At 70.0% G+C, this 1,361-nt stretch carries 1 protein-coding gene; it reads left to right on the forward strand.

What is annotated here, in order from left to right:
* Positions 1–678: 678 nt before the first annotated feature.
* Positions 679–915, forward strand: a complete 237-nt coding sequence (locus GJV82_RS19150) for a hypothetical protein (RefSeq protein WP_155100323.1) — start codon at positions 679–681, stop codon at positions 913–915.
* Positions 916–1,361: the final 446 nt, after the last annotated feature.

Here is a 1,361-nt window from a genome sequence, read left to right on the forward strand (position 1 = left end):
GCCGAGGGTCGCACCTTCTCCGAGGTGCTGCGCGACGCCGCCAGCGAGTACCTGAACCGCCACGCGAGCTGAGGAGCAGACCATGACGAACGAGCCGACGAAGGCGCTCGTGTGGCCGAGCGTGGTGGCCACGGAGTTCGTGGCCGCGCGCCTGGCCGACGCGGTCGACCCGGCAGACCTCGCGGCCGCGCTGCGCGTGATGCGCGCGGCGGCCGCGACGGACCTGCGCGACCTCGAGCGGAAGATGACGACGGACGGGCTGGGGAACCCGATCATGGCCACCGAAGAGCAGCGGCACGCGCAGGCGACCTGGTCGCAGGCAAACGACCTCATCGACCGCGCCAGTGGGTGGCGAGACCTGCTCAACCTCGCGGACTCGATCCAGCAGGCCGACGTCGTCCACGCCGACCAGGCCCCGGCCGTCGAGGACCTCGCGTCCGGCACCCGGGTGCGCCGNACGCGACGAGACGAACGAGCGGCCGTGATCGTCCACGGCACCTACCAGGCCGTGCCCGAGCCGGGGCAGCCGGCCGACGGTCCGGTACGTGAGGTCGCGGTCGAGGCCGCGACGTACGAGGGTGCGCGCGCCATGCTCTACGAGCAGGTGCGCGACGGAGAACGACTGACAGGAATCCGAGTAGAGGGCCGTGCCGATGAGCACGGGCAGGGGAGGACACCATGAGCACGAGCACGACGAACGGCGACCGAGTCGAGACGGTCGAGGAGCGCGCGGCGCGGTACGAGGCAGAGTACGACGCGCGAGAGCTCGCGCTGATGCTCGCTCAAGCCCACGCGCTCAACGCCGCCGAGATGCGCGAGAGCGAGCGGGTCGCGGTTCGCAACTTCAGGCTCACTGCCATCGGGGCGCTGGTCGCTCTCGGCGCGCTGGTCGTCACCATCGTCGGGCTTCTGTAGGCCGTCGACGGCTTGTGTAGGTCGTCGACAACGTCGAGCGCGCGTGACTCGCGCGCGCGACGCAGTGACCTGCATCGACGCTCCCACGCCGCCGCGCCGGCGGAGATCTCCAAGTTGCCGGATTGCACAAGCAGAGGCCGGCCCACACCCCATAGGGTGCGAGCCGGCCTCGTCGTGTGGGTGGGGACCGCTACGCTCTCGCACACGACGCCCCGACCAGATCCCCCCCTTGGGTTCCAGCGGTCGTCGCAACACCTGAGGTAGAGGGGTTGCGCGATGGAGTTCGAGGTTCGGCCTGTTCGAACACCGCATGGGCCGCGGAAGTTGGTGCGCGAGCGGGAGGCATACTTCCAGCTCGTGGCGACCGGGATGAGCAGTCGACAGGCGTCGATGGCAGTTGGGGTGAACCCGGTCAAGTCCCAGGGAGTGGTGTAGCGGCTGGTGAT

It is taken from the genome of Cellulosimicrobium composti (genome assembly GCF_009711085.1).
GTDB classification, from domain to species: domain Bacteria; phylum Actinomycetota; class Actinomycetes; order Actinomycetales; family Cellulomonadaceae; genus Cellulosimicrobium; species Cellulosimicrobium composti.